The organism is Pseudomonas sp. BN411 (genome assembly GCF_029871235.1).
In the GTDB taxonomy this organism is placed as follows: domain Bacteria; phylum Pseudomonadota; class Gammaproteobacteria; order Pseudomonadales; family Pseudomonadaceae; genus Metapseudomonas.
This window is the reverse complement of the sequence record NZ_SSOM01000044.1, coordinates 1-23,914: the sequence shown is the minus strand read 5'-3', so window position 1 is coordinate 23,914 and position 23,914 is coordinate 1. Positions and strand designations below refer to the sequence as shown.

Sequence of the window (23,914 nt, the reverse complement as noted above, 5' to 3'; positions counted from 1 at the left end):
TCCTGTGGTGAAAAGGTTCAAGCCCTCAGCCCGGCCGGTTCGATGGCCAGGAAGAGGTTTTCCAGCACGGTGCCGTGGATACTGGCCTTGTGTGGGTCGTAGGGGGTGAAATTGAGCGTGCGAATGAGGGAGCCAAGGACCTGGTCGCCACGCATATCGATGTCGAGCACGTTTAGGCAGGCGGTGTCCTGCTCGAAGGCGGCGATACCGGCGAGCCCCAGGCCCGCCGCCCAGCCCAGCAGGATGCGATTGACAGCGTCATGGCTGACGATCAGGGCGCTGTCCCAGGCCGGGTCCTGCAGCAATTCGAAGAAGAGACTGAGCACGCGGCGCTGGAAGTCATCCCAACGCTCACCGCCGAGGAAGCGCGCCCCGGCGACACCCGCTGCACGGTATGCGCCAACCACCTGCTCCCGAAGCGCTTCGGCCGGAATCTCGCGCAGGCGTCCCGCGCGAATCTCACGAAGCTCGGGCATGGACTCCACCGGGACTTGATTCCCCTGCAACAGCAAGTCGAGCGTCTGCCTGGCGCGCGGATAGTCGGAGCACAGCACCCGGTCGATCGGAACATCCTGCAAGACCTGCCCAAGCGCCCACGCCTGCTGCGTGCCCGTGCGCGAAAGCGCCACGGTACGCGGGTCCAGTGGCCGCCCCAGTGCGTCGAAGTAGTCGACGTGCCCGTGCCTGACCAGGTAGCAACGGCGCCGCCGGATGTCGGACTCAGCGTGCATCGTTGAGCACCTTGGGATTGCTGATGCCGAGGCGTGCCCGGGTGATGGCCGCAAGCGCATCCAACAAGCGCGCCTGTTCGCCTCCGGGCTGATCGAAGATGCCCTGGCGAATGAACTGCGCTAGCAACGCCATTGCGTCGTCCCGAGTCAGCCCTGCCAATCCGCGCGGTTCCAGTACCTGCGCCAGGGCTTCGCATTCGAGGTCAGCAGCGCTATCACCCCGCTCGATCTCACGTGCGGCGATGGCCATGGCGCTGGCGATCATCCGGCAGTCATAGGCAAGGTTCGCGGGCAGCGCAGGAAGCAGCTCCCCAAGGAGCAGGCTGCGGGCGGTGGCCAAGAGTTCGGTTGCGTTCGGCGCGCTCATGACGTGGCTCCACTGAGGATGAGGATTTCGTGCTCCAGCTCCGGCACCATACGGCCGGTCAGCGCCAGCTCCAGAGACGTCTGCTGCCCGGTCAGGTGGCGCTGCGCCTGCTGCAACGCCACCACCGCCCAGCGCAGGTGGGCCATCAGTTGCCAGAAGCGCAGCTCCTCAGCGCCGGGACGATAGCCGGACACCGCTGCGTAGCCATCGAGGAAGTCATTCAGCTCCCCTACTCCGCCGGCCAGTCGGTCCGGGCGGGCGAACCGCCAGCAACGTGCAGTGAACCAGCCGATGTCCTCGCGGGGGTCGCCCCAGCCGGTGAACTCCCAATCGAGCACACCCGCCAGCCGTCCCCGGTCCACCATGTAATTGCCGGTGCGGTAATCCCGGTGAATCAGCCGCGCGGGGACCGGCGCGGGGCGGTGCAGTTCGCACCAGCGCAACCCCCACTCGATGACCGGGTGACTGCCCGGCAGTGCGTCGAGGTAGCTCCGGTACTGGTCGATGCTCGCCTGTACCGGGTCGGCAGCGGCGGCCGGCAGGAAGTCGAGCGCCGGATGTTCAGGCGTGATCCGGTGCAGCAGCGCCAGGCTTTCGCCCAGTTCGCCACAAAGCGCTGCGCGGGTTGGCTCAAGGGCCGGATCGGTGGTGAGGCGATGGCCGCTGGCCGTACCGCCGAGCGCCTGCATGACGAAGAAATCGCGCCCGATCACCTGCGTATCACGGCACAGCCAGAGCGGTTCCGGCGCCTTCACACCTGCCTGGTGCACTGCCTGCAACACGGCGAACTCCTGGGCCCGGTCCATGCTGACCGCCACCGAGGACGGCGCATCGGTGCGCAGAACCCAGCGCCGCTCGGCTTGCCAGGAGCCCGAGGACAACCTGGCCTTCAGTAGCCAGTTTTCCTGGATGGCACCGCCCGACAGGCGTTCGCAGCTTTCGATCTGGACACGCTCACAGCCGACCTGCTGAGCGAGAAATTCAGCCAGCGGCGCCAGGGCGTCTGGAATGTCGATCCGGTACGGGCCGGATCCTGGGGAGGGAATGCTATACATCGGCAGCTCTTGCTCACGGGTGATGACTTACGAGCGAGAGACAGCAAGAGCTATTCCAGTTCTCTATAAACCCTTACAACTCCTTTAATAACAACGCCTTAGGGTGCGCTTTGAAGCCTGTCCCGACTTATCAGCCCCCTTGCTCATTGCAGATCTGAATCCTTTGTTTCAGGCTAGAAAAGCCAGAACACCAGCGGACCCGACCATGCCAGATGCGCAGTACCTGCCCCGAGTCGTCGCCCTCATCACCCACCTCCGTGCCCCCGAAGGCGCCAGCCGAATGGCTCGGATCGTCCAGCAGGTGGTGCCCGATTATCACCAACGCGCCCAGGTGGAAATCGTCGAGACGACGGTCACCGAACTGCGACGCACCGGCAAGGAGCTGGAAAGCCGCGAGGACGTTGACCTGATCATCTGCTCCGGGGCCACCGCTGATTACCTGCGGCGCCATATCGGCACCACCATCCTGTCCATCCGCATGGGCGAGTACGACCTCATCCGCGCCCTGGACATGGCCAGGGCGCGGGCCACCAAGGTGGGCATCGTCAGCTTCCAGCAGGCTCACCCTGAACTGGACGCCATGGCCTCGCTGTTCACCGTCGACCTCCGTCAGGCGACTTACACCAGCTTCGACGAGGCACGTCAGCGCATTCGCGAACTGGTGGATGAGGGCTATCGGGTGATCGTGGGCTCTTCCACAGCAGTGGAAGTGGCCGAAGCGGCCGGCGCCCAGGGTGTGCTGGCGTTAAATGCCGACGCGGTGCGCCGGACGCTGGACGAAGCGCTGGCGATCTGCCGCAGCCGTACCCAGGCGCTGATCCAGCAGCAGCGCCTGAGCGCGGTGCTGCGCAACCTCAGCGATGGCGTGATCGCCGTTGACGCCGATGGCATCGTGCAATCGATCAATCCGCGTATGGCGCAATTGCTCGGCATTTCCGTCGACTGGGCAAGGCAGCGTCCTCTCGCCGAGCTGATGCCGGAACTCGACATCAGCAGCAGCCTGAACCAGGGCGAAAGCGAGGAGAACCGGCTGGTCCGCGTTGGTACCCGAACCCTGGTCGCCAATGTCACCCCGGTCATCGAGCATGGCAAACCCGACGGTGTGGTGATCTCCTGCCAGGAGACGAACGCCATCCAGCGCGCCGACCGCCGTATCCGCAGTCAGGCGCGCCCCCGTCAGTTCACCGCGCGCTACCACTTCGACCAGCTCCTCGGGCAGGCCGCCGATTTTCGTGCCCTGCTAGAACTGGCTCGGCGCTATGCCGACACGGACTCCACCGTACTGATCACCGGTGAAAGCGGCACCGGCAAGGAGCTGCTCGCGCAGAGCCTGCACAACGCCGGCCAGCGCCAGGCGGGGCCGTTCGTGGCGATCAACTGCGCGGCGTTCCCAGAAGCGCTGCTGGAAAGCGAACTTTTCGGCTACGAGGAAGGCGCCTTTACCGGTTCGCGCAAGGGCGGCAAGTCAGGCCTGATCGAAGCGGCGCATACCGGCACCCTGTTCCTCGACGAGATTGGTGACATGCCCGTGACCCTGCAGACCCGGCTCCTGCGTGTGCTGCAGGAGCGTGAAGTGTTGCGTCTGGGCGCCTCGGAGCCGACCCCGGTGGACATACGCGTGGTCGCCGCGACCCATTGCGACCTGCGCGGACGGATTGCCGATGGCCGCTTCCGCGAGGACCTCTACTACCGCCTGAACATACTCCGCCTGGTCGTACCGCCCCTGCGCGAACGCACCGAGGATATCCGCCTGCTGGCCGGCGCCATCCTCGATCGGCTCGCGCTTCCGATGGCGGCCGCCAACGCTGGCCAGGCACTGCTGGATCGACTCATGCCGCGCCTCCAGGCGCACCGCTGGCCCGGCAACATTCGCGAACTGGAAAACCTGGTGGAGCGAGCAGCGCTGTCCGCGCAGACCCTCGATGACAACGATCAGGGCAACCCGGCTGGCCTGCGCGCCCTTTTTCCCGAGCTGTTTGAGCCCGGCGCCCAGGTAGCTGCAGCGGAACGCCCGGATACATCGGACCAAGCACTGCGCAGCGTCGCCAAAGCCAGCGAAATCGCCCATGTGCGTCGTGTAGTGGATGCCTGCGACGGCGACCTCGATGAAGCGGCGCGACAACTGGGCATCAGTCGTACCACCCTTTGGCGACGCCTGCGCGCGGGGCGTTCAGCCTAGCCCCACCCGTTTTGCACACGCTGCCGGTCGCCGCGACCAAGATTTCAACCCTGAAAAATCATTACAGAACTGAAATAGCAAGACGTGAACTGACGAGGTTCCACAAGGCGGACCAGCAGCTCATCGCCTCACTATCTCATTGAAATAAAAGGCTTAAATCCCTACATACCCATCACTGAAAGCGTCTGGCACAGCCCTTGCTCTGACCCGATTGAGAGGCTGTGACCGACCGGACCCAGCCTCTATGCCCAAACAAGAACAAGGCAGGAGGTTGCCCGTGCAAGGCCTGATGATGAATTTCAACCTGGGAATCACCGCAATCATGCGGCATGCACTCCAGGTTGCGGCCGATACTGAAATCGTTTCACTGTTTGCCGATGGCAGTGTGCATCGCTATCGCTATGCCGAGGCATTTGCACGAGTGGCCCGCCTGGCCAACGTCCTTGATGCCCTGGATTGCCCTCCGGGTGCGCGGGTTGGCACCCTGGCGTGGAACGACCATCGCCACTTCGAACTGCATTACGCCGTGCCCTGCTCCGGGCGCGTGTGTCACACCATCAACCCCAAGCTGTTCCCGGAGCAGATCCGCTACATCATCCACCACGCCGCAGACGATCTGCTGTTCATCGACCCGCAGTTCATTCCCCTGGTGGAAACGCTTCAGCATGAACTCCCCTCGGTACGGCGCTTTATTGCCCTCTGTGCAGAGGACGAACTACCCGCCAACAGCCTGCCCAACCTGCTCAGCTACGAAACGCTGCTGGCGCAGGCGGCGGACAGCTATGCCTGGCCGGAACTCGATGAGCGACAGGCCAGCGGCCTTTGCTACACCTCGGGCACCACCGGCAACCCAAAAGGCGTACTCACCAGCCACCGCAGCACCGTGCTCCACGGCATGGCGCAGAACATGGCCGACAATGTTGGCCTGCGCGCCCTGGACGTGGTGATGCCGCTCGTGCCGATGTTCCACGTCAACGCCTGGGGCATGCCGTACAACGCCGCCATGGTAGGCGCCAAGCTGGTCCTGCCCGGTCCCAAGGTGAGTGACGCGGCGGCGATGGTAAATCTGATCAACGATGAAGGCGTCACCTTCTCCCTGGCCGTACCGACCCTCTGGGCCAATATCAGCCAGTACCTGGCCACCCACGGCATCGCCGTGCCCACACTGAAACGCGCCGTCAGCGGCGGCGCCGCCTGCCCCCTGGCACTGATCGAAGCCATGGCCCAGCACAACATCGCCCTGGAGAACGGCTGGGGCATGACCGAGATGAGCCCCATGGGTAGCTACAACCGCTATCAACCCTGGTATGCCGAGCTGGATGACAGCGCACGCGGCCCGCAATTGCTCAAGTCCGGGCGGGCACTGTTCGGCGTGGAAATGCGCCTGGTCGACGAGACCGGGAAACTCCAGCCCCATGACGGCCAGGCTTCCGGCGCGCTGCAAGTACGCGGGCCCTGGGTGCGCAGCGGTTACTTCGGTCAAGAGGGTTCCGAAGAATGGTTCGACACCGGTGACGTCGCCACCATCGACCCGCGCGGCTACATGCAGATCACCGACCGCATCAAGGACGTCATCAAGTCCGGCGGCGAATGGATCTGCTCCGTGGAAATCGAAAACGCCGTGATGGCCCATCCGCAAGTGGCCGAAGCGGCTGTGATCGGCGTCGCCCATCCACGCTGGAGCGAACGCCCATTGCTGGTGGTGGTGCCGCGCCAGGCAGACGCCGCGCCGAGCCACGAGGAGTTGATCCGTTTCCTGGAGGGCAAGGTGCCGAAATGGTGGCTGCCCGACGCCAGCGAACGGCTGGATGAACTGCCCCACACGGCCACCGGCAAAGTCAGCAAGAAAACTTTGCGCGAGCTGTTCAGCGACTACGCCTGGCGCTGATCGACACCTCAATTCCCCTCCTCACGGCCCGTCCTCCCAGACGGGTCGACGGGCAGCCCTACAACAAAAACAAGCGGAGGCACCATGTCCAGCACACCCGAAGACCACGCCGAACACTATCGCCGCATCCGGCAGGACCCGAGGTACATCGCCCTCACCCGAGCCCGCTCGCGTACCAGTTGGTGGCTCACGCTGCTGGTACTGGCGAGTTACTTCCTGTTCATGGGGGTGGCCGCCATACGACCGGACCTCCTGCACCTCCCGCTCTACGCCGGCAGCCATCTCAGTCTCGGCATTCCGCTGGGCGCCCTGCTGATCCTGGCGACCTGGCTGCTGACCGGCTGGTACGTGCACCGCGCGAACACCCACTTCGACCGTCTCGGCAACAGCATCATCGAGGAGAGCCAGGCATGAAACGCACCTCAATCGGCGGCCTGGCCGCACTGCCCCTGTTCGCGCAGGCCGGTGAAATCGGCCAGCCGGGTCCGAACCTGCACGCCATCGGCATCTTTCTCCTGTTCGTTGGCATCACCCTGCTGATCACCTGGTGGGCGGCACGGCGGACCCAATCCACCCACGACTTCTACACCGCCGGCGGCGGCATCACCGGCTTGCAGAATGGCCTGGCCATCGCTGGCGACTACATGTCCGCGTCCACCCTCTTGGGGCTGTCGAGCCTGATCTTCGCCAAGGGCTATGACGGGGTCATCTACGTCACCGGCTTCTTCATCGGCTGGCCGGTGCTGACCTTCCTGATGGCCGAGCGCCTGCGTAACCTCGGCAAGTACACCTTCGCCGACATCGTCTCTTTCCGCCTCGACCAGCGCCGCATCCGCATCCTCGCGGCCTGCGGCTCGCTGACGGTGGTGAGTTGCTATCTGCTGCTGCAAATGGTTGGCGCCGGCCAGTTGATCAAGTTGCTGTTCGGCCTGGACTACAGCGTCGCAGTGGTGCTGGTTGGCCTGCTCATGCTGGTCTACGTGGTGTTCGGCGGCATGCTCGCCACCACCTGGGTACAAATCACCAAGGCCATCCTATTGCTGGTCGGCGGCACCACCCTGATGCTGATGGCCTTGGCGCAGTTCGATTTCAGCCTGGAAACCCTGGCACGCCGTGCCGTGGAAAGCCACGCCAGCGGCTGGAACCTGATGGGCCCCGGCAGCATGCTGTCCAACCCGGTGAACGTGGCGTCCATGGCGCTGGGCCTGGTATTCGGCCTGGCCGGCCTGCCGCATATCCTGATGCGCTTCTTCACCGTGCCCAACGCCCGCGAGGCACGCAAATCGGTGTTCTACGCCTCGGGCTTCATCGGATTCTTCTTCCTGGTGGTCTGCGTGCTCGGCTTCGCCGCCATCGTCATCGTCGGCACCGACCCGCAGTACTTCGTCGACGGCAAGCTGGGCGGCGCCCTGGTTGGCGGCAGCAACATGGTGGCGATGCACCTGGCCAAGGCGGTGGGCGGCAACCTGTTCCTCGGATTTCTCTCCGCCGTAGCCTTCGCCACCATTCTCGCGGTGGTCGCCGGGCTCACCCTGGCCGGCGCCTCGGCCATCTCCCACGACCTCTACGTCACCGTGATCAAGCGTGGCCAGGCCAGCGAAGCACAGGAAATGCGGGTCTCGCGCCTGGCCGTGCTCGGCCTCGGCCTGCTGGCGATCACACTCGGTATTCTTTTCGAGCAGGTGAACATCGCCTTCCTGGTCGGCCTCACCTTCGGCATCGCCGCGTCAGCCAACTTCCCGGTGCTAATCATGGCCATGTATTGGCAGGGCCTGACCACCCGCGGCGCAATCTGGGGCGGACTCACGGGGCTGGTCAGCGCTCTGGCGCTGGTGATCCTCTCGCCCACCGTCTGGGTCACGGTGCTCGGCCACGACAAGGCGATCTTCCCCTATGACCACCCTGCGCTGTTCTCCATGCCATTGGCCTTCCTGGTCATCGTGCTGGTGTCCAGGTTCGACCGCAGCGCGCAGGCCGCGCGGGACCGCCAGGGCTTCGCCGACCAGGCCGTGCGCGCCGAGACAGGCCTCGGCATGGCGGGGGCGACCGCGCACTGACAGCCCCCACCACCGGCACCGCTCTCGCGTCGCCGACTGTTGAGCGTGGCGCGGTCCTGGCTCCTTTGGACCGCGTCCTTTTTATTCCCGCCCTACCCCAACAACAAGAAACAGAGGACTCACCATGCATCGCAACACCTTCACCGCCGGCCTGCTTCTGGCCGGTGGCGCCTTCGGCTTGCCCAGCATATCCCTGGCGGACTTCGCCAAGGACAGCAAGGCCAGTCTGGAACTACGCAACTTCTACATGAACCGTGACTTCCGCCAGAGCGGCGCTACTCAGGCCAAGGCCGAAGAGTGGGCCCAAGGCTTCCTGCTGCGCTACGAGTCGGGCTTCAGCGAGGGCCGCATCGGCGTGGGCGTCGACGCGCTGGGATTGCTCGGTGTGAAGCTCGACTCGGGTGCGCAACGCAGTGGCACCCAACTGCTAAAGCAAGACCGGGAAACCCGCCGCGCCCAGGACGAATACGCCGAGCTGGGACTTACCGCCAAGCTCAAGGTCTCACGCACATTGCTGAAGCTGGGAACCCTTCAGCCGCGCCTGCCATCGGTTGCCTACAACGACGGCCGCCTATTGCCCCAGACCTTTCGCGGCGGCCACCTGAGCTCGCAGGAAATCGACGATCTGACCCTGGACGCCGGACGGCTCACCCAGGTCAACCAGCGCAATTCCTCCGACTACGAGGACATGACGGTCAGCAATGGCAGCGCCGGGGGCATTGGCGTGAAGAGCAGCAAGACGAGCGACGCCTTCAACTTTGCCGGCCTCACCTACCAGTGGAACAGCCAGTTGGCGACTGCTTACCACTACGGCGAGCTGGAAGACCTCTACCGTCAGCACATCCTCAACCTCACTCACAGCCTTGCGCTCTCGCCGCAACAATCGCTGCGTACCGAATTGCGCGCGGCCAGAGCCAACGATGCCGGCAGCAGCAATGTCGACAACGACGCCTATGGCGCCATGCTGACCTACCGCTTCGCCGCCCATTCTCTCGGCGTCGCCTACCAGCGCATGGCGGGAGACACGGGCTATGCGTACATCGCCGGTAGCGACCCATTCCTGTTCAACTACGTCCAGTTCGGCGACTTCGCCAACCGTGACGAGCGTTCCTGGCAGCTGCGCTACGACTACGACTTCGCCGCCATGGGGATACCAGGACTGACCTTCATGACCCGTTACATCACGGGCGACGGTATCGAGTTGGGCGCTGGCAAAGCGAATGGCAAGGAATGGGAGCGCAATACGGATATCGCCTATGTGTTCCAGAGCGGAGCGCTGAAGAACCTCGGCGTGAAATGGCGCAACGCCACAGTACGCACTCGCCACTTCGGTAACGATCTGGACGATAACCGTCTGATCCTCAGCTACACACTGCCAGTCTGGTAACCCCAGGGCGCGGGCGGGTCATTCCCGCCCGCGCGGGGAAGTCAGGTGACGCGGGTCGAGCGAATGATGTGCGGCACAGACTGCAGCAGCGGCTCAGCCTTCTTCAAGGCTTGCAGCAGGTGCTCCGTCTGCCAGTGGGCGGCCTCGTCGCCTGCTGTTTTCCAGACCTCGAACGAGCAGAACTCCAGAGCATCTTCCGTGGACTGGTAGTAGGCATATTCGAGGCAACCTGGCTCTCCACGCGTAAGCGTGCTGAGTTCGCGCAGCAGCTCCAGCATCTCGCTGACGGCCTCGGGCCTGACCCTGAAGTACGCCATCACATACAGCGGAAAAGACATTGGAAATTTTCTCCGGAAAAAGCGAACGCCCCCGGCCGTGCGTGGCGGCGCGGGGGCGTTTGCAAGGGCCTCTATCAGCCGGCGAGTGCCTTCAGGACCAGCTCCGCGACCGGTGCGCCAGACGCAGGGTTCTGACCAGTGATGACCCGTTGATCAGCCACGGCGAACGGCAGCCAGGGTTCGGCGGCCTTCTTGTAGATCGCCCCGCGTTTCACCATTTCGTCTTCCGTCAGGTAGGGAACGTACTTGTCCAGCTCCGCGAGCTTCTCTTCGGCATTGGAGAAACCCGTGACTTCCTTGCCCTTGATCAGCAGCGAGCCATCGGAAAGCTCAATGTTCAAAAGCCCGACCGCGCCGTGACATACCGAGGAGACGATGCCGCCGTTCTCGTAGATGCGACGGCTCAGCGCCTGCAGTTCTTCATTGTCAGGGAAGTCCCAGACCACCCCGTGACCGCCGGCGTAGTAGATCACCGCGTAGTCATCGGGGTTGACCTCGCTTGGCTTCATGGTAGAGCCCAGGCGATTCATGAAGTCCTTGTCCTGGTACCACTCCCAGTCAACCGCCTCAGCCATTGCCAGGCTGTGGGGATCGATAGGCGTGTAACCGCCCTTCGGGCTGACGTAGTCGACCTGGTAGCCGGCTGCCTCGACCTTCTTCACGAAGTGAACGGCCTCACCCAGCCAAAGGCCTGTGGCCCGTGCGAGGTTTGGGTATTTGGGGAAACTGGTCAGCACCACCAGCATCTTCTTGCTCATGTCACACCTCATTGCTGCGTTGTGGAAGGACAGGCCCGGCCTCGTTCAGAGAGGCCCATCCGTCAGGAAGCGGTACGGATCGGTTCGGCTTCAGGGAGCCTCGACCAAGCTGGTTCGACCAAGGGCGGCGAACCATGCGGCATTGTCCCAGTAAGCCTTCATCTGGCTGATCCGCTGGTGATCGTCGATCCGAACAATGAAAACGTGGGGCAAATGGAATTGGCGCCCCTTGTTGCGGATACCAAAGGCATCACGGGACTGTGTGCCGCTGATGGTCACTTCGAGGATCGCGGTACGGCCGTCAGCACAGGGATAGGCTGCAGTGATCTCATTGGAAAGATCGGGAAACACTTCGATCAAGGCCGACCAGATGGCGCACCCGGCCTCTTCTGCGAAGCCCTCCAGCGCGATTGGGAGATAGTCGATCCGCCCCTCTGGGGCAAAGCAAGCCAACATCTCCGTCAGGTCATGGGCCCGATAACTGGCAAAAAAAAGTTGTGCGACCTCCAATGCAGACTTCACTTTTCCAGACCCCACTGCTTGTTCGGTTCGAGGAAACCGGGCGGCCGCACCGGTGAGTTGCCACCTTAGTCGCCGGTCCGATTGCTCGGTAGACGCCGGATCAGAAATCACTATTTCAAAAATGGAACACCACGCGATGTATGACCTGAATGAACTCTATTACTTCATCCAAGTCGTCGATCATCAGGGGATCGGTGCCGCCAGCCGCGCGTTGGGCGTAACCAAGTCGAAGCTGAGCCGTCATCTCGCGGCACTGGAAGAGCGTCTCGGAGTGCGTCTGATCAACCGCTCCACGCGTCAGTTCTCAGTGACCGATCTCGGCACGGCCTACTACCAACACTGCTTGACGATGCTGGAGGGAGCACAGGCGGCACAGGCCGTGATCGACAACGACCAGGCAGCGCCGCGCGGACTGGTACGCATTGCCTGCCCCACCGCCCTGCTCAATTTCCTGGTGGCCGGCATGCTGGCACGCTTCATGGACCGTTATCCGGAAGTAGAGGTGCATCTGGAGAGCACAAATCGCCAGGTCGATCCGTTGCGCGAAGGGTTCGATGTCGTGCTGCGGGTCGGCTTCCCGCCTTTCGAGGACAGCGGGCTCACCATGAAACGTCTTTCGGCAAGCCCGCAGGAACTGGTCGCCAGTCCTGGCTTGATCGAGCGTGTAGGCCCCGCTCGCAGCCTCGCAGACCTGGCTCGCTTCCCGAGCTTGGGCATGGGACCGAGCGCGCCCCAGTACGAGTGGAACATGGAGGACCGTGGCGGCATCCAGGCGACCGTGCGTCATATGCCACGCCTGGTCACTGACGACATGATCACCTTGCGCCGCGTCGCCCTGGAGGGCGGCGGCATTGTTCAACTACCCAAGCTGGTGGTGTTCAAAGACATCCGCAATGGGGTACTGCAGCCGGTACTGGACGATTGGAGACCGAAGGGTGGCATTGTCCATGCCCTCTTCCCCACGCGCCGCGGGATGCCCCATTCCGTCAGGACCCTGCTCAACTTCCTGGGAAACAGCTTTGAGGCTCTCGACTTCGAAAATCTCTACGAAGGATATGTACTGCGTGGGGATGAGGACGCCTGCTTTTTAACTAACTCTCGGCTCTAGTGGGCGATGAACTTGGCGGGCGAATCGGGCCAGAAGCCTCTTTCCGGTAGACGCACTCAGAACCGTACGTAGTAGTCCGCTTTCGGCCTTTAGCGGACATGCGGACGAGCTCCGCTCTGGTCGACTCACCAGAAAAGTCGAATGAACAGCGCCGGTCAGCTTGTGATGCTCGTCCGACCTGGCCCGGCGGTCGAAGCGCAGTTCTCCCGTCTCGTTCTGATCAGCAGGGTCAGCAGCGCCGTCACGCCGATGCTGAACAGGTAGAGCGCCTGAGGCCCGGATCGCTCCATGAGCGTGCCTGCAACCAGCGGCCCGACGGCGGCACCGATGCCGAAAGCCATCAGCAGCACCCCGGCTACGGCCACCCGGAGTTCGGCTTCCAGGTTGTCGTTCGCATGCGAGACACCCAGTGGATACAAGCAGAACTGCAAGAAGCCGATGATTGCGCCGGCCAACATCGCCCATCTCGCGCCCGGTGCGTCGATAACGGCCAATGGTAAGTAGGCAACGCAGAGCAAGATAGAGATCAGGCGAATCAGTGCGACACGGGAATAACGGTCCGAAAGCATGCCAAGGGGAAGTTGCGCGATGAGCCCCGCGGCGATGCTCAGCGCCATGAACTGACCGACCTCCTCGGGCGAGAATCCCAGCTGCGCCGCGAAGATTGGTGTCAATCCGTAGAAGCAGCCATTCAACAGCCCCGAGACAAACACGGTGCCCAGGGCCTGGGGCAGTCTGCGAATGTAGAGCATCGGCTGCACGCGCACTTGGCTGATGGCGCTCGGCTCCGCGCCACGGTGCAGCGCCATGGGCACAATTCCAATGGCAAAGGCGATGGCCACGCCGGACAGGACCAATGCACCCAGCCCATGGCCGAGGCCAAGGAGCAGTTGCCCGAGCATCATGCCGACGTAGCTCGCCACCATGTACAACGACAGGGCGCCGCCACGGCGATCCGACGGTGCGCAGTCGTTGAGCCAGCTTTCGATGACCATCATCTGGCACATCATTGCCACGCCCACAATGAATCTCAACGCTAGCCAGAGCGGCAGCCAGTCGCTGAACTGATGGCCGAGCACCGCAGTCACTATCACTCCGGCAGCGGCCACGAATGCGCGGATGTGGGAGACACGGCCGATCAGCCAGTATCCGACTCGCCCCCCCACCACCATCCCCAGTGCATTGGCGGCCATGAGACCGCCACCCCAGAACTCCGCGGCCCCCGCGGTATCCAGGCGCAGTGCCAGGTAAGTCATCAGCAGACTTGAGCCCAGCTGCATCAGCAGGGTCGCGGTATAGATCGGTCCGAATACCTTGGTGAGCGCGAACAAGTTGTGTCCCCAAGTCAGTTGTCAGGCGAGCCCATGGCGCTGCTTCCAGTCGCCCGGATGAACGACGTAGCCGAATAACGCATGGCCTCCGTAGACGAGATCGGTCCCTTCGGGGATCCACAGCAGTTGCCCCGGTTCCACCCGATACAGCTCGCCATTGGCCCTCAGCTCGAAACAACCTTCGATGACGAAGATCACCTCGTCGTACAGCAGCGTCCATGCGACTTCGGCGCCCTCCCACCGTGCGAAGCCGATAGCCAGGTTGGGAGACACCTCATTGCTGACGGCACGGGCGACCGCCGCGCCGCCCGGCGGTCCGCCACGATGGGTGAATTCCAGGCTCCGGTGATCCACCAGCAGCACCGGCCCTCTTCCACTCGGAGCCATGGTCATAGCTCGCTCCTGCTGTTCCAGGCCGCCCAGCGGATACGCGTACGCACCCCCATTCCGAGGAAAGGCTCCGGCGGGTTGAGCGAAGGTATGCCGGTCACGGCCTGGATGTCGCTGAGCAGCGAGGACTCCGCACCTACCACCCGGTCGGCCAGCAGCCTTCCGGAAATGGTGCCCCAGGCGGCGCCGACGCCGTTGTCGCAAGCCGTGGCGAATACCCCATCGTCCAGTTGGCCGAAGAAGTTGGTGAAGTTCCGCGAGATGGCGTAGGCCCCGCCCCAGGTGTGGGTGAACGGCACGCCGGCGAGCTGCGGATAGCGTGCGAGGAAGGCCTTGCGATGATCGTCGCGGATCTTCGCGCGGGTTCCTTCGCCGACGCTGTTCCCGTAACGCGGCACGTGCTTGTAGGTGTTGCGGATGATCAGGCGACGATCCTGGGTCATCCGCACCGTGGTGCCGGCATGGTCGGCCGGCGTCAGGCCCCAATCGGCCTGGATGCCGATGGCGCGCACTTCCTCATCGGTCAGCGGGCGCGTCCAGCTGGCGAACGTCATGACCGGCAGCAGGCGGTTGCGGAGGTAGCCGAACTCCTGGGTGAAGATACTGGTGCCCAGCAGCACGCTCGGAGTACGGATCGACCCATCCTTGCCATGGAGTACCCAGTGCCCGCCAGCTTGCTTTTCCAGGCGCTGGATGGGCGACTCTTCGAGCACCTCGACATTCTCCGGCAAGGACGCGCCGAGCCCGCGCACCAGGGCGGCCGGCTGCATCAGGTAGCAGCCGGGAGTGAAGATGGCGCGGCTGTAGTAGTGGCTTCCCAGCACGCCGGCCAACTCGTCGCGCTCCACCAGACGGTAGGGCTCGCCGAGGTCGGCCATCAGCTTCTCGAAATGATCGAGATAGGCGAGTCCGCGCTCGCCCACGGCGCCCTGGTACTTGCCGGCATGGGACCACTGGCAGTCGATGCCATGGCGGTCGATCAGCGTCTGCAGTTGGTCGATGGCGGCACGGTTGAGCCCGAGCAGACGTTGCTTGTGTCGCGGCTCTGGATGTTCCAGCGCGAACTTGTGCGGCAGGTCGATGACAAAGCCCGAGTTGCGGCCCGAGGCGCCGTAGCCGATGCGCTGGGCATCCACTAGCAGGATGCGCGACTGCGGCAGGTGCTCGGCCAGTCTGCGCGCGGCGGCCAGGCCGGCGAAGCCCGCGCCGATCACCACATGGTCGGCGTTCTGCACGCCGCTCAGGCGTTTGCAGGGAAGCGGTTCGGGCAGGGCGGCATACCAGCCACAAGTGCGATCATCGTGAGGCAGATTAACGATACTGTTCATGGTTCGGCTCTCAAGCCACGTTCTGTGGGATGTCCTGGCAGCTCTGCAGCCAGGCATTGCGTTTCTGTTGTGCCTGGCGTCCGAGAAGGACAAAGCCACGCATGGCACCGGAGGCGTCATGGAAGGCCGCGCTCAGCCCATCGCCGGTCGCATCGCAGCGCCATTGGCCCTCGCAATTGACCGGTGGCGGCAGCAGGCAGAGCGGTGCCGCCGGGGTCTTCACCGTCACCGGCATGAGCGGGTAGCTGACGGCCGTCGGCTGGCCCACCAGGGTCCGGGCCAATGCGCGGATACCCTCGTTGATCGGCGCGAGATAAGGCAGCAACTGCCCATCGACCTCAATGCAGTCGCCCAGGGCGTAGATGCCGGGCCTGGAGGTCTGCAACGAGGCATCCACCTTGATGCCGCGCCCACAGTGCAAACCGGCGTCCGCAGCCAGTTGCAGATTCGGCCGCAGGCCGACGGCGGAGAGCACCAGGTCCGCCTCGACGACCTCACCGTCGGCCAGGGTCAGACGGTAACCGTCGGCCCCCTGCTCGATGCGCTGCAAGGTCGTGCGCAGGTTCCACCGCACCCCGAGGCCGGACAGTGCCTGTTGCAACTGCTGGCCTGCCGCTTCCGGTAGCAGGCGCTCCATCGGCCAGGCGCCGAGGCCTATCACCCGCACCTGGTAGCCACTGCTCGCCAGGTCGTTGGCGAACTCGCAGCCGATCAGGCCATCGCCGAGGATCGCCACCCGGCGCACGCCCTCCAGGCGCTCACGGAATGCCTGGTAGTCCTGCAGGTTGTTGACGCTCAGCAGTGCATCGGCGCAACCCTCGATGGGCAACCGCACGGGTGAGGCACCGCTGGCCAGGACCAGTTGGCCGTAGTCCATTTCACCCAGGCTGGTGTACAGGCGCCTGGCCTCGGTATCGATTCGCTCGACCCTGCAATGGGTGTAGATGCGGATGCCCAGGCGCCGCTCCAGGGTCATCGGGCTCTCCGTCGCCAGGGCCGCCGCACTGCGACCCTGCGCCAGGGCAATGGACAGCGCCGGCTTGGAGTAGGTATGCCCGGACTCCTGGGTCAGCACACGGATATCCAGCTGCGGGTTGGCCCTGCGCAGCTCCTGGGCCAGGCCGTAACCGGCATGGCCGCTGCCGATGATGACCACCGGCCCGGCAGGCACGACGGCCGCCAGCGGTTGCTTGGCCGCGGCCGGCGGAGCGGCGACGGCGGTGACCGGCTCGCTGATCTCGATCATCTCGAAATCGGACTTGCCGACCTTGCAGTCCGGGCACAGCCAGTCTTCCGGCACATCTTCCCAGCGCGTGCCCGCGGCAATGCCGTCGTCCGGCCAACCAAGGGCCTCGTCATAGATCAGGCCACAGATGATGCAGAGCCATTTCTTCATCGCCGCAACCTCCTCACTCGCCCTTGATCCGCAGTGCCAGGTTCTTGGTGCGGACGTAGCTGTAGAGCGCCTCCTGGCCCTTCTCCCGACCGAAGCCGGACAGCCCCACCCCGCCAAACGGCGTTTCGATGCCGCCGGCGTACCATTCGTTGACGAATACCTGGCCGGCCCGCAGGCGCCGAGCGCAACGCAAGGCACGATTGAGATCCTGGGTGAAGACCCCAGCCACCAGTCCGAACTCGGTGCCGTTGGCGATGGCGATGGCCTCCTCCTCGGTATCGAATGGAATCACCGCGAGGACCGGCCCGAAGACCTCGGCCTGGGCGATCTCCATGTCCGGGCGGACATCGCGGAACACCGTCGGCGCCATGAAGTGCCCGCCAAGGCCGCTGAGCGCCTCGCCGCCGGTGGCGACCACCGCACCTTCTTCCTGGGCGCGCCGGCACAGGGCCTGGATACCGTCGAGCTGGCCGGCGGAAATCACCGGAGTCAGGTCCGGATCGTCCTGGCCGAGGCCGGCTTTCAAACCCTCCGCCATCGCTGCCACATCAGCCACCACCTCGTCGTAGACCGAGCGATGCACCAGCAGGCGGGACATGGCCGAGCAGACCTGACCGGCATTGAAGAAGATGCCATTGCGGACACTGGCGAGCAGTTGCTCGCGATCGGCATCGGGGAACACCAGCGCAGCGGACTTGCCGCCCAGCTCCATGACACTGGGGATGGCGTGTTCGGCAGCGGCACGCAGGATACTCTGGCCGGTGCCGACGGAGCCGGTGAAGACGATCTGGTCGACCTCGCGATGCCCCGCCAGATAGGCGCCGACTTCGCGGCCGCGGCCGCAGATCAGGTTCACCGCGCCGCGCGGCAACCCGGCACGTTCGATGGCCTTCAGCAGGACGCACAAGCCCAGCGGGGAAAGCTCCGGCGACTTGATCACCACCGCGTTGCCGGCGGCGAGCGCCGGCGCCAGGGAGCGGGCGCAGATGGACACGGGGAAGTTCCACGGCACGATCTGCAGCGACACCCCCATGGGGTCATAGACGGTGAAGTCCATGTAGCCATTGCCGAGGGGAATGGACGTCCCCTCGATCTTGTCGGCCATGCCGGCGTAGTACTCGAAGTAGCGCGCGGCCTCGACGAATTCGTCGCGGGCATCACGCAGGCTCTTGCCGTTCTCCTGGCACAGCACCCAGGCGCCCTCCTCCGTCACGGCGCGAATCTGCGCCGCGACGCTCAGCAGCCAGGCGACCCGTTGCGCCGGGCGCGGCCGGGTCAGCTCGCCGCTGTCGGCGCAGCGGCGCGCCGCCTGGATGGCGCGCTCCGCGTCGGCCACTGTGGCCTGGGCGATGGTGGCGACCGCTTCGGTGGTGCCGGGGTTGTGGACGCCGAGGTGTTGCTCACTGTCGGTCCACTGGCCGTCGATGAAGTTCAGCCAGTGCGATGCGATCGAATGCATGGCGATTTCCTCAGGCGCTGTGGGCGTTGTCGAGCAACTGGCGGGCGGCCCACTTGTGGAAGTAGTGGGTCGGCAGATCCATCTCGGGCGAGAACGCACCGCCGTTGTAACCGGGAGAGCTGCGGCCCATCTGCATGCCCTCTACCGAGGCGATGTCCTCGGCGAAGACCACGCGCCAGGACTCCATGACGGCTTTGCGCGCCATGTCGAAGCGGCTGTCGAGGGCCTCGTCGCCGACATAGAAGAGACGCAGGTGCTCGACGGTCTTACCGGGCGCGATCGGCTCCAGCATCATGGCGAAGGCGTGATCCGCCTGGATGCCCAGCAGGACGTTGGGGAAGAAGGCGACGTACTCCGCCGTGCGCAGGCGGTCGGTCGGCCAGGAGGGGAAGATCGGCAGGTGGGTGCCGGCGACATCGGACAGGTTGTAGGCGTGGCTGCCCTGGCCGGCGAACTGGTCGAACATGATGTTGTAGTGGTCTTCCAGGCGCGAGTAGCTGTTCAGGCTCGGGTGTACCCACGGCAGGTGGTAGGCCTCGCAGTAGTTCTCCACCGCCAGCTTCCAGTTGCAGTTGACCTCGATGCTCATGGCACCGCTGTTGGCCTCGCGACGCAGCAGGCCCATGCCGTCGGTGCCGAGGAACTGGGTCCAGCGCTCGGTCAGCGGCGCGAGCTGCTCTTCCAGGTCCGGCGCATCGGCGGACAGGTTGATGAACACCATGTCCATCCAGATCGCGCTGCGCAGGGCCTTCAGGCCGTGTTTCTCGCAGGCGAAGCGTTCGTCCTTGTGCTGGTTGATCCCGCCGACGTGCGGCGTGCCTTTCAGGCCACCGTTCAGGTCATAGGTCCAGGAGTGGTAGGGGCAGCGGATCACGCCCTGCACTTCGCCCGCCTGTTGCACCAACTTCACGCCGCGATGGCTGCAGACGTTGTGGAAGACCTGAACCACACCTTCTCGGTTGCGCATCATCAGCAGCGGCAGGCCCATGAAGTCCACCGGCTTCACATAGCTGTTCTTCGGCAGGTCGCTGGCAAAACCAATGCAGGCCCAGTTGCGGCCGAGCACATGGTCCCGCTCCAGTTCGAAGTAGCGCTGCTCGGTGTAGAACTCGTTGGTCAGGCCGTGCGCCTGATGGATGGGAGCCAGGACGGTTTCCAGGGCATGGGTCGGAATAAGGCAGGGAGCAGTCGAAGTCATTGTTGTTCTCTCTTGCTAGCACGGAAGGAAATGCGCAGCCGATGGGCCTGCTGCATGGCGGCGAGTTTCGGCAAGAGACGGAGCAGTCGACAAACGATATTTTTTGGCTGATTAATTACTTTTGCTCACTAATTAGAAAACCTCAATATCAAACAAAGCCCACATATTCAGTGGCTTGTAAGCAGTCATAGCGGGCAATCCTATTAATGATTACTGGTAATAAGTTGATGAGGAGAAATGAGTTGTCCGCGTGAAAGGCTTCCCCCATTTTGATGCCACTTCTCGGATCTCGAATGATTCGAGAACGCCCTGCGCTGGAGCGGTGGCCACAGGCAAAAGCCGGTGGCAAACCCCGCTTCAACGAGCAAAGCCCTCAAACCCTTGAACAAAAATAAAAGGGGACAAACATGCGTGCAGAGTCCGGCCCTCTCAAAGGCCTAAACCCGACCGTAACCCTGATCTCGATAGCAACCGTGGTGCTATTCGTACTGTTCTGCGCGCTCATGGACGAGCAAGCGGCCGAAGCCTTCGAATCGGCGTCAACCTTCATCCTGAACAACTTCAAGTGGTATTACCTGGCACTGGTGAGCGGTGCCCTCGGCCTCCTGATCTGGATCTCCATCAGCCGTTTCGGAACCTTGAAACTCGGTGCCCACGACGACGAACCAGAGTTCAGCTTCGGTTCCTGGATCGCCATGCTCTTCAGCGCCGGGATGGGCATCGGCCTGATCTTCTGGTCCGTCGCCGAGCCAATGCTGCACTACGCCGACAACCCCTTTTCCAAGGGGCTGACAGATGAAGCCGCGAGCATGGCCATGCGGATAACCCTGTTCCATTGGGGCCTGCACCCCTGGGCGATCTTCTCCCTGATCGGCCTGAGCCTGGCCTACTTCGCCTATCGCAAGGGTTTGCCCCTGGCGCTGCGCTCCCTGCTGTATCCCCTCATCGGCGACCGCATCTACGGCTGGATCGGCCATGTCGTGGACATCATGGGCGTCGCCATCACGGCGTTCGGCGTGTCCCAGTCCCTCGGCCTGGGTGTGGCGCAAATCAATACCGGGCTTCACCTGGTGTTCGGCTTGCCCATCAGCACCGTGCTCCAGCTGTCCATCATCCTGGGGGTCACCATCATCGCCTCCGTCTCCCTCCTCGCGGGCCTGTCGAAAGGGATGAAGCGGATTTCAACGCTCAACATGTACATCTCCTTCGTACTGATGCTGATCGTCCTCGCCCTCGGACCGACCCGTTACATCCTCAATCTCATGTTCGAATCCACCGGGGACTATGTGCAGAACCTGGTCGGTCTGAGCCTCTGGATGGATACCCAGAAAGACACCGAATGGCAGAACTGGTGGACCGCCTTCTACTGGCCGTGGTGGATGACCTGGGGGCCGTTCGTGGGCCTGTTCATCGCGCGGATTTCCAAAGGACGCACCATTCGGGAGCTCATCGTCGGCGCCCTGGTAGTGCCCACGCTGGTGACGATTCTCTGGATGTCGGTCTTCGGCGGAGCGGCACTCAAGCAGGAACAAACCGAGCGCCAGCAGTACGAGAAATCGGCCGCAAGCACTGAGCTCGTGCAGGAACAGACGAAGTTCGAAGGGGGCTCCGTGCTCCTGGCGACCAAGAAGGAAGCGACGGCGGCCATGTTCACCTTGCTGGAGAAGCTGGACGGCCCGGTGGTCGGTGGCGCGCTCTCCATACTCGTGTGCCTGCTCCTGGCCGTGCACTTCGTCACCACCGCCGATGCGGGCACTCAGGTGCTCTGCACCCTGAACGCGCTGGGAAGCACCAACCCGCCCAACTGGATCAGGCTGCTCTGGTGCATTCTCGAAGGCGCCGTTGCCGCCGGACTGCTCCTGGCGGGCGGGCTCAAGGCCATCCAGATGGCGAGCATCGTGGTCGGCCTGCCAATCGCAATCCTGATGATGGTAATGAGCTACACCCTGGTTCGCAGCCTGCGCCAGGAGTCGTTCAACGGCCAACACGACCTACCCCCGGGTGGCCGTCTACCGGTTCAGGAACATTCCCAGGAGGGTGTCTCGCAACTTCGCGGACCGGTACTGGGCGGGGCTGTAGCGGCCACTTCATTGACCGCACGAAGAGCCAGCTGACATTGGCAAACCTGTGGCGCCGCTACGGTTGGCTGTACGCAATCAACCGCAAGCGCCACTAGCCACCTGACAGCACCAGGGCCGTCAGCCACAAGCTGACGGCCCTGGTCGTTCCGGCATCCGCAAAGCCGATCCGCGCACCGCCAGCAGCGACCGTCTCTTCATCCCTGCACCGAGGGGAGCCCCATGAGCCAGTCGCGGAACAGCTTCACGCTGTGTCGTGGCCCACGGGTATTGAGCGGCTCCAGCAAGCAGAACTTGGCGTCTGTCTGCAGCACCAGATCGTTCGGCCGTACCAGCGCGCCGGTGCTCAACGGTTCATCCACCAGCCGGTTCCAGGCGAGCGCCACACCCTGGCCGCTAGCGGCTGACTGGATCAGCATGCTGTAGCTGTTGATATTGACCCGATGCTTCGGAATGACCGGCTCATGCCCCAGGCGCTTGAACCACTCAGGCCAGCCGATCCAGTCGCGCTGCGAGTCCTCAAGCCATAGCCAGGTGCAGGAAGACAGCCCTTCGATGGATGAGAGCCGGGGGTTCTTCGCCAGGTAGGCCGGGCTGCAGACCAGATAGATCTCTTCCGAGAAAAGCGGCGTGACCTCCATGTCCTTGGGCGGCGTGCTGCAGTAGTAGAGCGCCAGATCGCAATCTAGCCGGGCGTAGTCCTTCACATGATCGAGCGCGATGATGCGCAGGTCGATCTCCTCGTGCTGACTTTGAAACTCCGCAACCTTGGGCAAGAGCCAGAGCGATGCCATGGCCGTGCTGGTGGCCACCGTCACTTGCTGGTCCCCTCGCCATTGCCGGATTTCACCTGTGGAGCGGGCCAGGTGAAGCAGGCAGTCACGTACCGTCTCGTGGTACTGGGTACCTGTCGGCGTCAACGCGATGCTTCGGGTGGTCCTCTCGAACAGCGTCTTGCCGAGATAATCCTCCAGCAAGCGGATCTGGCGACTGATCGCCCCCTGGGTGACGTTCAGTTCCTTGGCGGCATGGGTGAAACTCAAATGACGGGCAGCGGATTCAAAGGCGAGCAGGCTGTTCAGAGGTGGAAGAGGCTGGATTCTCACGGCGTTTACGACCACTCATTCTTATTTTGTCGAGTCGCATCATCTTAGTGGTCTGAAGCCAGTTACGGTGCAAAGCGACACCGAGTTACTTCCATTTTTTATGCGTACCCGTGTCTGCACGAGGTGCAGACGGCCACGCGTCGGATCTCAGCCACAAGATCGGCCGCAGGCACTTGCGAAGGTCCTCTTCCGACCGATTCTGTTGAAAAAGTCCCACTTCGATTTTTCCCCGAGAAAGTAGGCGCCTTACGTTGAAATCTGAGCCAATTCCGGCACTGCAATGCCCCAGATTTCGCGTAGCGACACGTCAATCGTGCGTTTTTTAGGCTTCGCGCGAGCGAGCCTGGGCGACACCGACTTTTTCAACAGAATCGGCCATAAGCTGCCGCTCAGGATGTTTTCGGCGAAGAAGAAACTTGGTGCACGCCACCGTTTCCGTTTCTAGCGCAATGCAGCAACGCCTGGATAGGGCCTCGGACATAGTGCGGATACGCCGCCAGACAGTGGAGCATCCATTCGGTAAATTGCAGGCCTGGATGCGCGCAACACTCCCTCACCAGAGCGCTAGATCCGGCGAGCACCGAAATGAAGCTACATGTGCTCGCCTACAGGTTCAAAAGGGTGCTGATGACAGCGATCCCCCATCGGCGGCGCTGCATCGCGCGGCGGTCCAAATTAGTGGCACGACGAAGTTCGATGCACCACGCGCCCAGATGGCTCTGGGGACCAAGGAAACAGCCCAGCAGCCTGATGTCCGCTACCGGCGCCGTTTATGGCCGGGGCCCATAGCAGGCGCTTCCTTGCGCCCACTACGACAGGAACGTCTTCAGAGGATCGTGCTTTGCTTGGAAACCAGGCGACGGATCAACAGAAGGCTATCTGATTGCCAGCCCCCTTGTTGGGTGACCAAGCCTCCCAAGGAGCTTCAAACCAGTCAGCGAGGCTTTTCGCTTCTTGCCACACCGGAGCCAACCACTCATCCAGAGACACGTGGCTGGCAGCTCGACATCGTTGCTCCAGACCGCAGCTCTGGTAGAAGCGATTGACCACATCGACCATGGCCTCTCGCTGGTCCTCGAACAGGATTGCGCCATGAACCAGCACCACCAGGCGATTATCTGCTGCACGCCGCCGCCAACGTTGCGCGGTTCCCACCAGCTTGCGGCGCCCCAGGGTCACGTTGAACCGACCGTCACAGAACGCGCCGGGAACCTCCCCGAGACCAGGTAGCAGCCCCA

Annotated in this window: 20 protein-coding genes and 3 pseudogenes; 8 read left to right on the top strand and 15 right to left on the bottom strand. The window is 63.4% G+C overall.

Translation table 11 applies throughout. From position 1 onward, the window contains the following. Positions 1–17 precede the first annotated feature (17 nt). The 3 genes from E8F06_RS05855 to E8F06_RS05845 are packed head-to-tail and all read right to left on the bottom strand — an operon-like array spanning position 18 to position 2,153. On the bottom strand, positions 18–731 hold the full coding sequence (locus E8F06_RS05855; RefSeq protein ID WP_280365116.1) for a histidine phosphatase family protein: 714 nt from the start codon (positions 729–731) through the stop codon (positions 18–20). Further along, complete coding sequence (locus E8F06_RS05850) at positions 721–1,098, bottom strand: DUF6285 domain-containing protein (protein ID WP_280365113.1); 378 nt, start codon at positions 1,096–1,098, stop codon at positions 721–723. Before E8F06_RS05850 ends, E8F06_RS05855 begins: the two co-directional genes overlap by 11 nt. Next, entirely contained in the window at positions 1,095–2,153 is a 1,059-nt protein-coding gene (locus tag E8F06_RS05845; protein ID WP_280365111.1) for a phosphotransferase family protein, read from the bottom strand. Before E8F06_RS05845 ends, E8F06_RS05850 begins: the two co-directional genes overlap by 4 nt. 205 nt (positions 2,154–2,358) lie before the next feature. Here E8F06_RS05845 and prpR point away from each other — a divergent pair, with 205 nt between their 5' ends. From prpR to E8F06_RS05820, 5 genes are all read left to right on the top strand, one after another. Continuing rightward, entirely contained in the window at positions 2,359–4,332 is a 1,974-nt protein-coding gene (prpR, locus tag E8F06_RS05840) for a propionate catabolism operon regulatory protein PrpR (RefSeq protein ID WP_280365109.1), read from the top strand. 277 nt (positions 4,333–4,609) lie between these two features. Continuing rightward, entirely contained in the window at positions 4,610–6,220 is a 1,611-nt protein-coding gene (locus E8F06_RS05835; RefSeq protein ID WP_280365107.1) for a long-chain fatty acid--CoA ligase, read from the top strand. Between the two features lie 84 nt (positions 6,221–6,304). Then, complete coding sequence (locus E8F06_RS05830) at positions 6,305–6,634, top strand: DUF485 domain-containing protein (protein WP_280365106.1); 330 nt, start codon at positions 6,305–6,307, stop codon at positions 6,632–6,634. Then, on the top strand, positions 6,631–8,277 hold the full coding sequence (locus E8F06_RS05825; RefSeq protein ID WP_280365104.1) for a cation acetate symporter: 1,647 nt from the start codon (positions 6,631–6,633) through the stop codon (positions 8,275–8,277). The genes E8F06_RS05830 and E8F06_RS05825 overlap by 4 nt, the downstream gene beginning before the upstream one ends. A 124-nt stretch (positions 8,278–8,401) precedes the next feature. Further along, the gene (locus tag E8F06_RS05820; RefSeq protein ID WP_280365102.1) at positions 8,402–9,664 is read left to right on the top strand and encodes an OprD family porin; all 1,263 of its coding nucleotides are present in this window, start codon (positions 8,402–8,404) and stop codon (positions 9,662–9,664) included. Between the two features lie 41 nt (positions 9,665–9,705). Here E8F06_RS05820 and E8F06_RS05815 read toward each other — a convergent pair whose 3' ends face one another. From E8F06_RS05815 to E8F06_RS05805, 3 genes are all read right to left on the bottom strand, one after another. After that, positions 9,706–10,002, bottom strand: coding sequence for a putative quinol monooxygenase (locus E8F06_RS05815; protein WP_280349398.1), 297 nt, complete (start codon positions 10,000–10,002; stop codon positions 9,706–9,708). Between the two features lie 74 nt (positions 10,003–10,076). Next, complete coding sequence (locus tag E8F06_RS05810; protein WP_280365100.1) at positions 10,077–10,760, bottom strand: type 1 glutamine amidotransferase domain-containing protein; 684 nt, start codon at positions 10,758–10,760, stop codon at positions 10,077–10,079. Positions 10,761–10,850: 90 nt separating this feature from the next. Beyond that, on the bottom strand, positions 10,851–11,282 hold the full coding sequence (locus E8F06_RS05805; RefSeq protein WP_280365097.1) for a nuclear transport factor 2 family protein: 432 nt from the start codon (positions 11,280–11,282) through the stop codon (positions 10,851–10,853). 136 nt (positions 11,283–11,418) lie between these two features. On the opposite strand from E8F06_RS05805, the gene E8F06_RS05800 reads away from it, so the two are divergent. Further along, complete coding sequence (locus E8F06_RS05800; RefSeq protein WP_280365095.1) at positions 11,419–12,390, top strand: LysR substrate-binding domain-containing protein; 972 nt, start codon at positions 11,419–11,421, stop codon at positions 12,388–12,390. A gap of 155 nt (positions 12,391–12,545) precedes the next feature. On the opposite strand, the gene E8F06_RS05795 is transcribed toward E8F06_RS05800, so the two are convergent. The 7 genes and pseudogenes from E8F06_RS05795 to E8F06_RS05765 form a co-directional block, all read right to left on the bottom strand. Continuing rightward, positions 12,546–13,721: an MFS transporter gene (locus E8F06_RS05795; RefSeq protein WP_280365094.1), complete on the bottom strand. Its 1,176-nt coding sequence runs from the start codon at positions 13,719–13,721 to the stop codon at positions 12,546–12,548. A 21-nt stretch (positions 13,722–13,742) separates the two neighbouring features. Continuing rightward, positions 13,743–14,114, bottom strand: a complete 372-nt coding sequence (locus E8F06_RS05790; RefSeq protein ID WP_280365092.1) for an ethanolamine utilization protein EutQ — start codon at positions 14,112–14,114, stop codon at positions 13,743–13,745. Then, positions 14,111–15,439 carry an FAD-dependent oxidoreductase gene (locus tag E8F06_RS05785; protein WP_280365090.1) on the bottom strand — a complete coding sequence of 443 codons (1,329 nt, stop codon included), beginning with the start codon at positions 15,437–15,439 and terminating at the stop codon, positions 14,111–14,113. Before E8F06_RS05785 ends, E8F06_RS05790 begins: the two co-directional genes overlap by 4 nt. Positions 15,440–15,449: 10 nt before the next feature. Beyond that, the gene (locus E8F06_RS05780; protein WP_280365147.1) at positions 15,450–16,685 is read right to left on the bottom strand and encodes an FAD-dependent oxidoreductase; all 1,236 of its coding nucleotides are present in this window, start codon (positions 16,683–16,685) and stop codon (positions 15,450–15,452) included. Then, a pseudogene (locus E8F06_RS05775) lies at positions 16,674–16,835 on the bottom strand (rubredoxin); the annotation flags it as partial. The gene E8F06_RS05780 and the pseudogene E8F06_RS05775, both read right to left, overlap by 12 nt. 13 nt (positions 16,836–16,848) lie before the next feature. Then, positions 16,849–18,294, bottom strand: a complete 1,446-nt coding sequence (locus E8F06_RS05770; RefSeq protein ID WP_280365087.1) for an aldehyde dehydrogenase family protein — start codon at positions 18,292–18,294, stop codon at positions 16,849–16,851. Positions 18,295–18,304: 10 nt separating this feature from the next. Then, a complete protein-coding gene (locus E8F06_RS05765; RefSeq protein WP_280349390.1) occupies positions 18,305–19,492 on the bottom strand; it encodes an aromatic ring-hydroxylating dioxygenase subunit alpha in 1,188 nt (395 codons plus the stop codon). Between the two features lie 407 nt (positions 19,493–19,899). Here E8F06_RS05765 and E8F06_RS05760 point away from each other — a divergent pair, with 407 nt between their 5' ends. After that, complete coding sequence (locus E8F06_RS05760) at positions 19,900–21,606, top strand: BCCT family transporter (RefSeq protein WP_280365084.1); 1,707 nt, start codon at positions 19,900–19,902, stop codon at positions 21,604–21,606. 161 nt (positions 21,607–21,767) lie between these two features. Here the strand turns inward: E8F06_RS05760 and E8F06_RS05755 are convergent, their stop codons facing one another. Continuing rightward, a complete protein-coding gene (locus tag E8F06_RS05755; protein WP_280365080.1) occupies positions 21,768–22,676 on the bottom strand; it encodes a LysR substrate-binding domain-containing protein in 909 nt (302 codons plus the stop codon). 446 nt (positions 22,677–23,122) lie between these two features. On the opposite strand from E8F06_RS05755, the pseudogene E8F06_RS05750 reads away from it, so the two are divergent. Next, a pseudogene (locus E8F06_RS05750) lies at positions 23,123–23,300 on the top strand (IS5/IS1182 family transposase); the annotation flags it as partial. Positions 23,301–23,540: 240 nt separating this feature from the next. Here E8F06_RS05750 and E8F06_RS05745 read toward each other — a convergent pair. After that, positions 23,541–23,914, bottom strand: a pseudogene (locus E8F06_RS05745) (lipoate--protein ligase family protein); the annotation flags it as partial.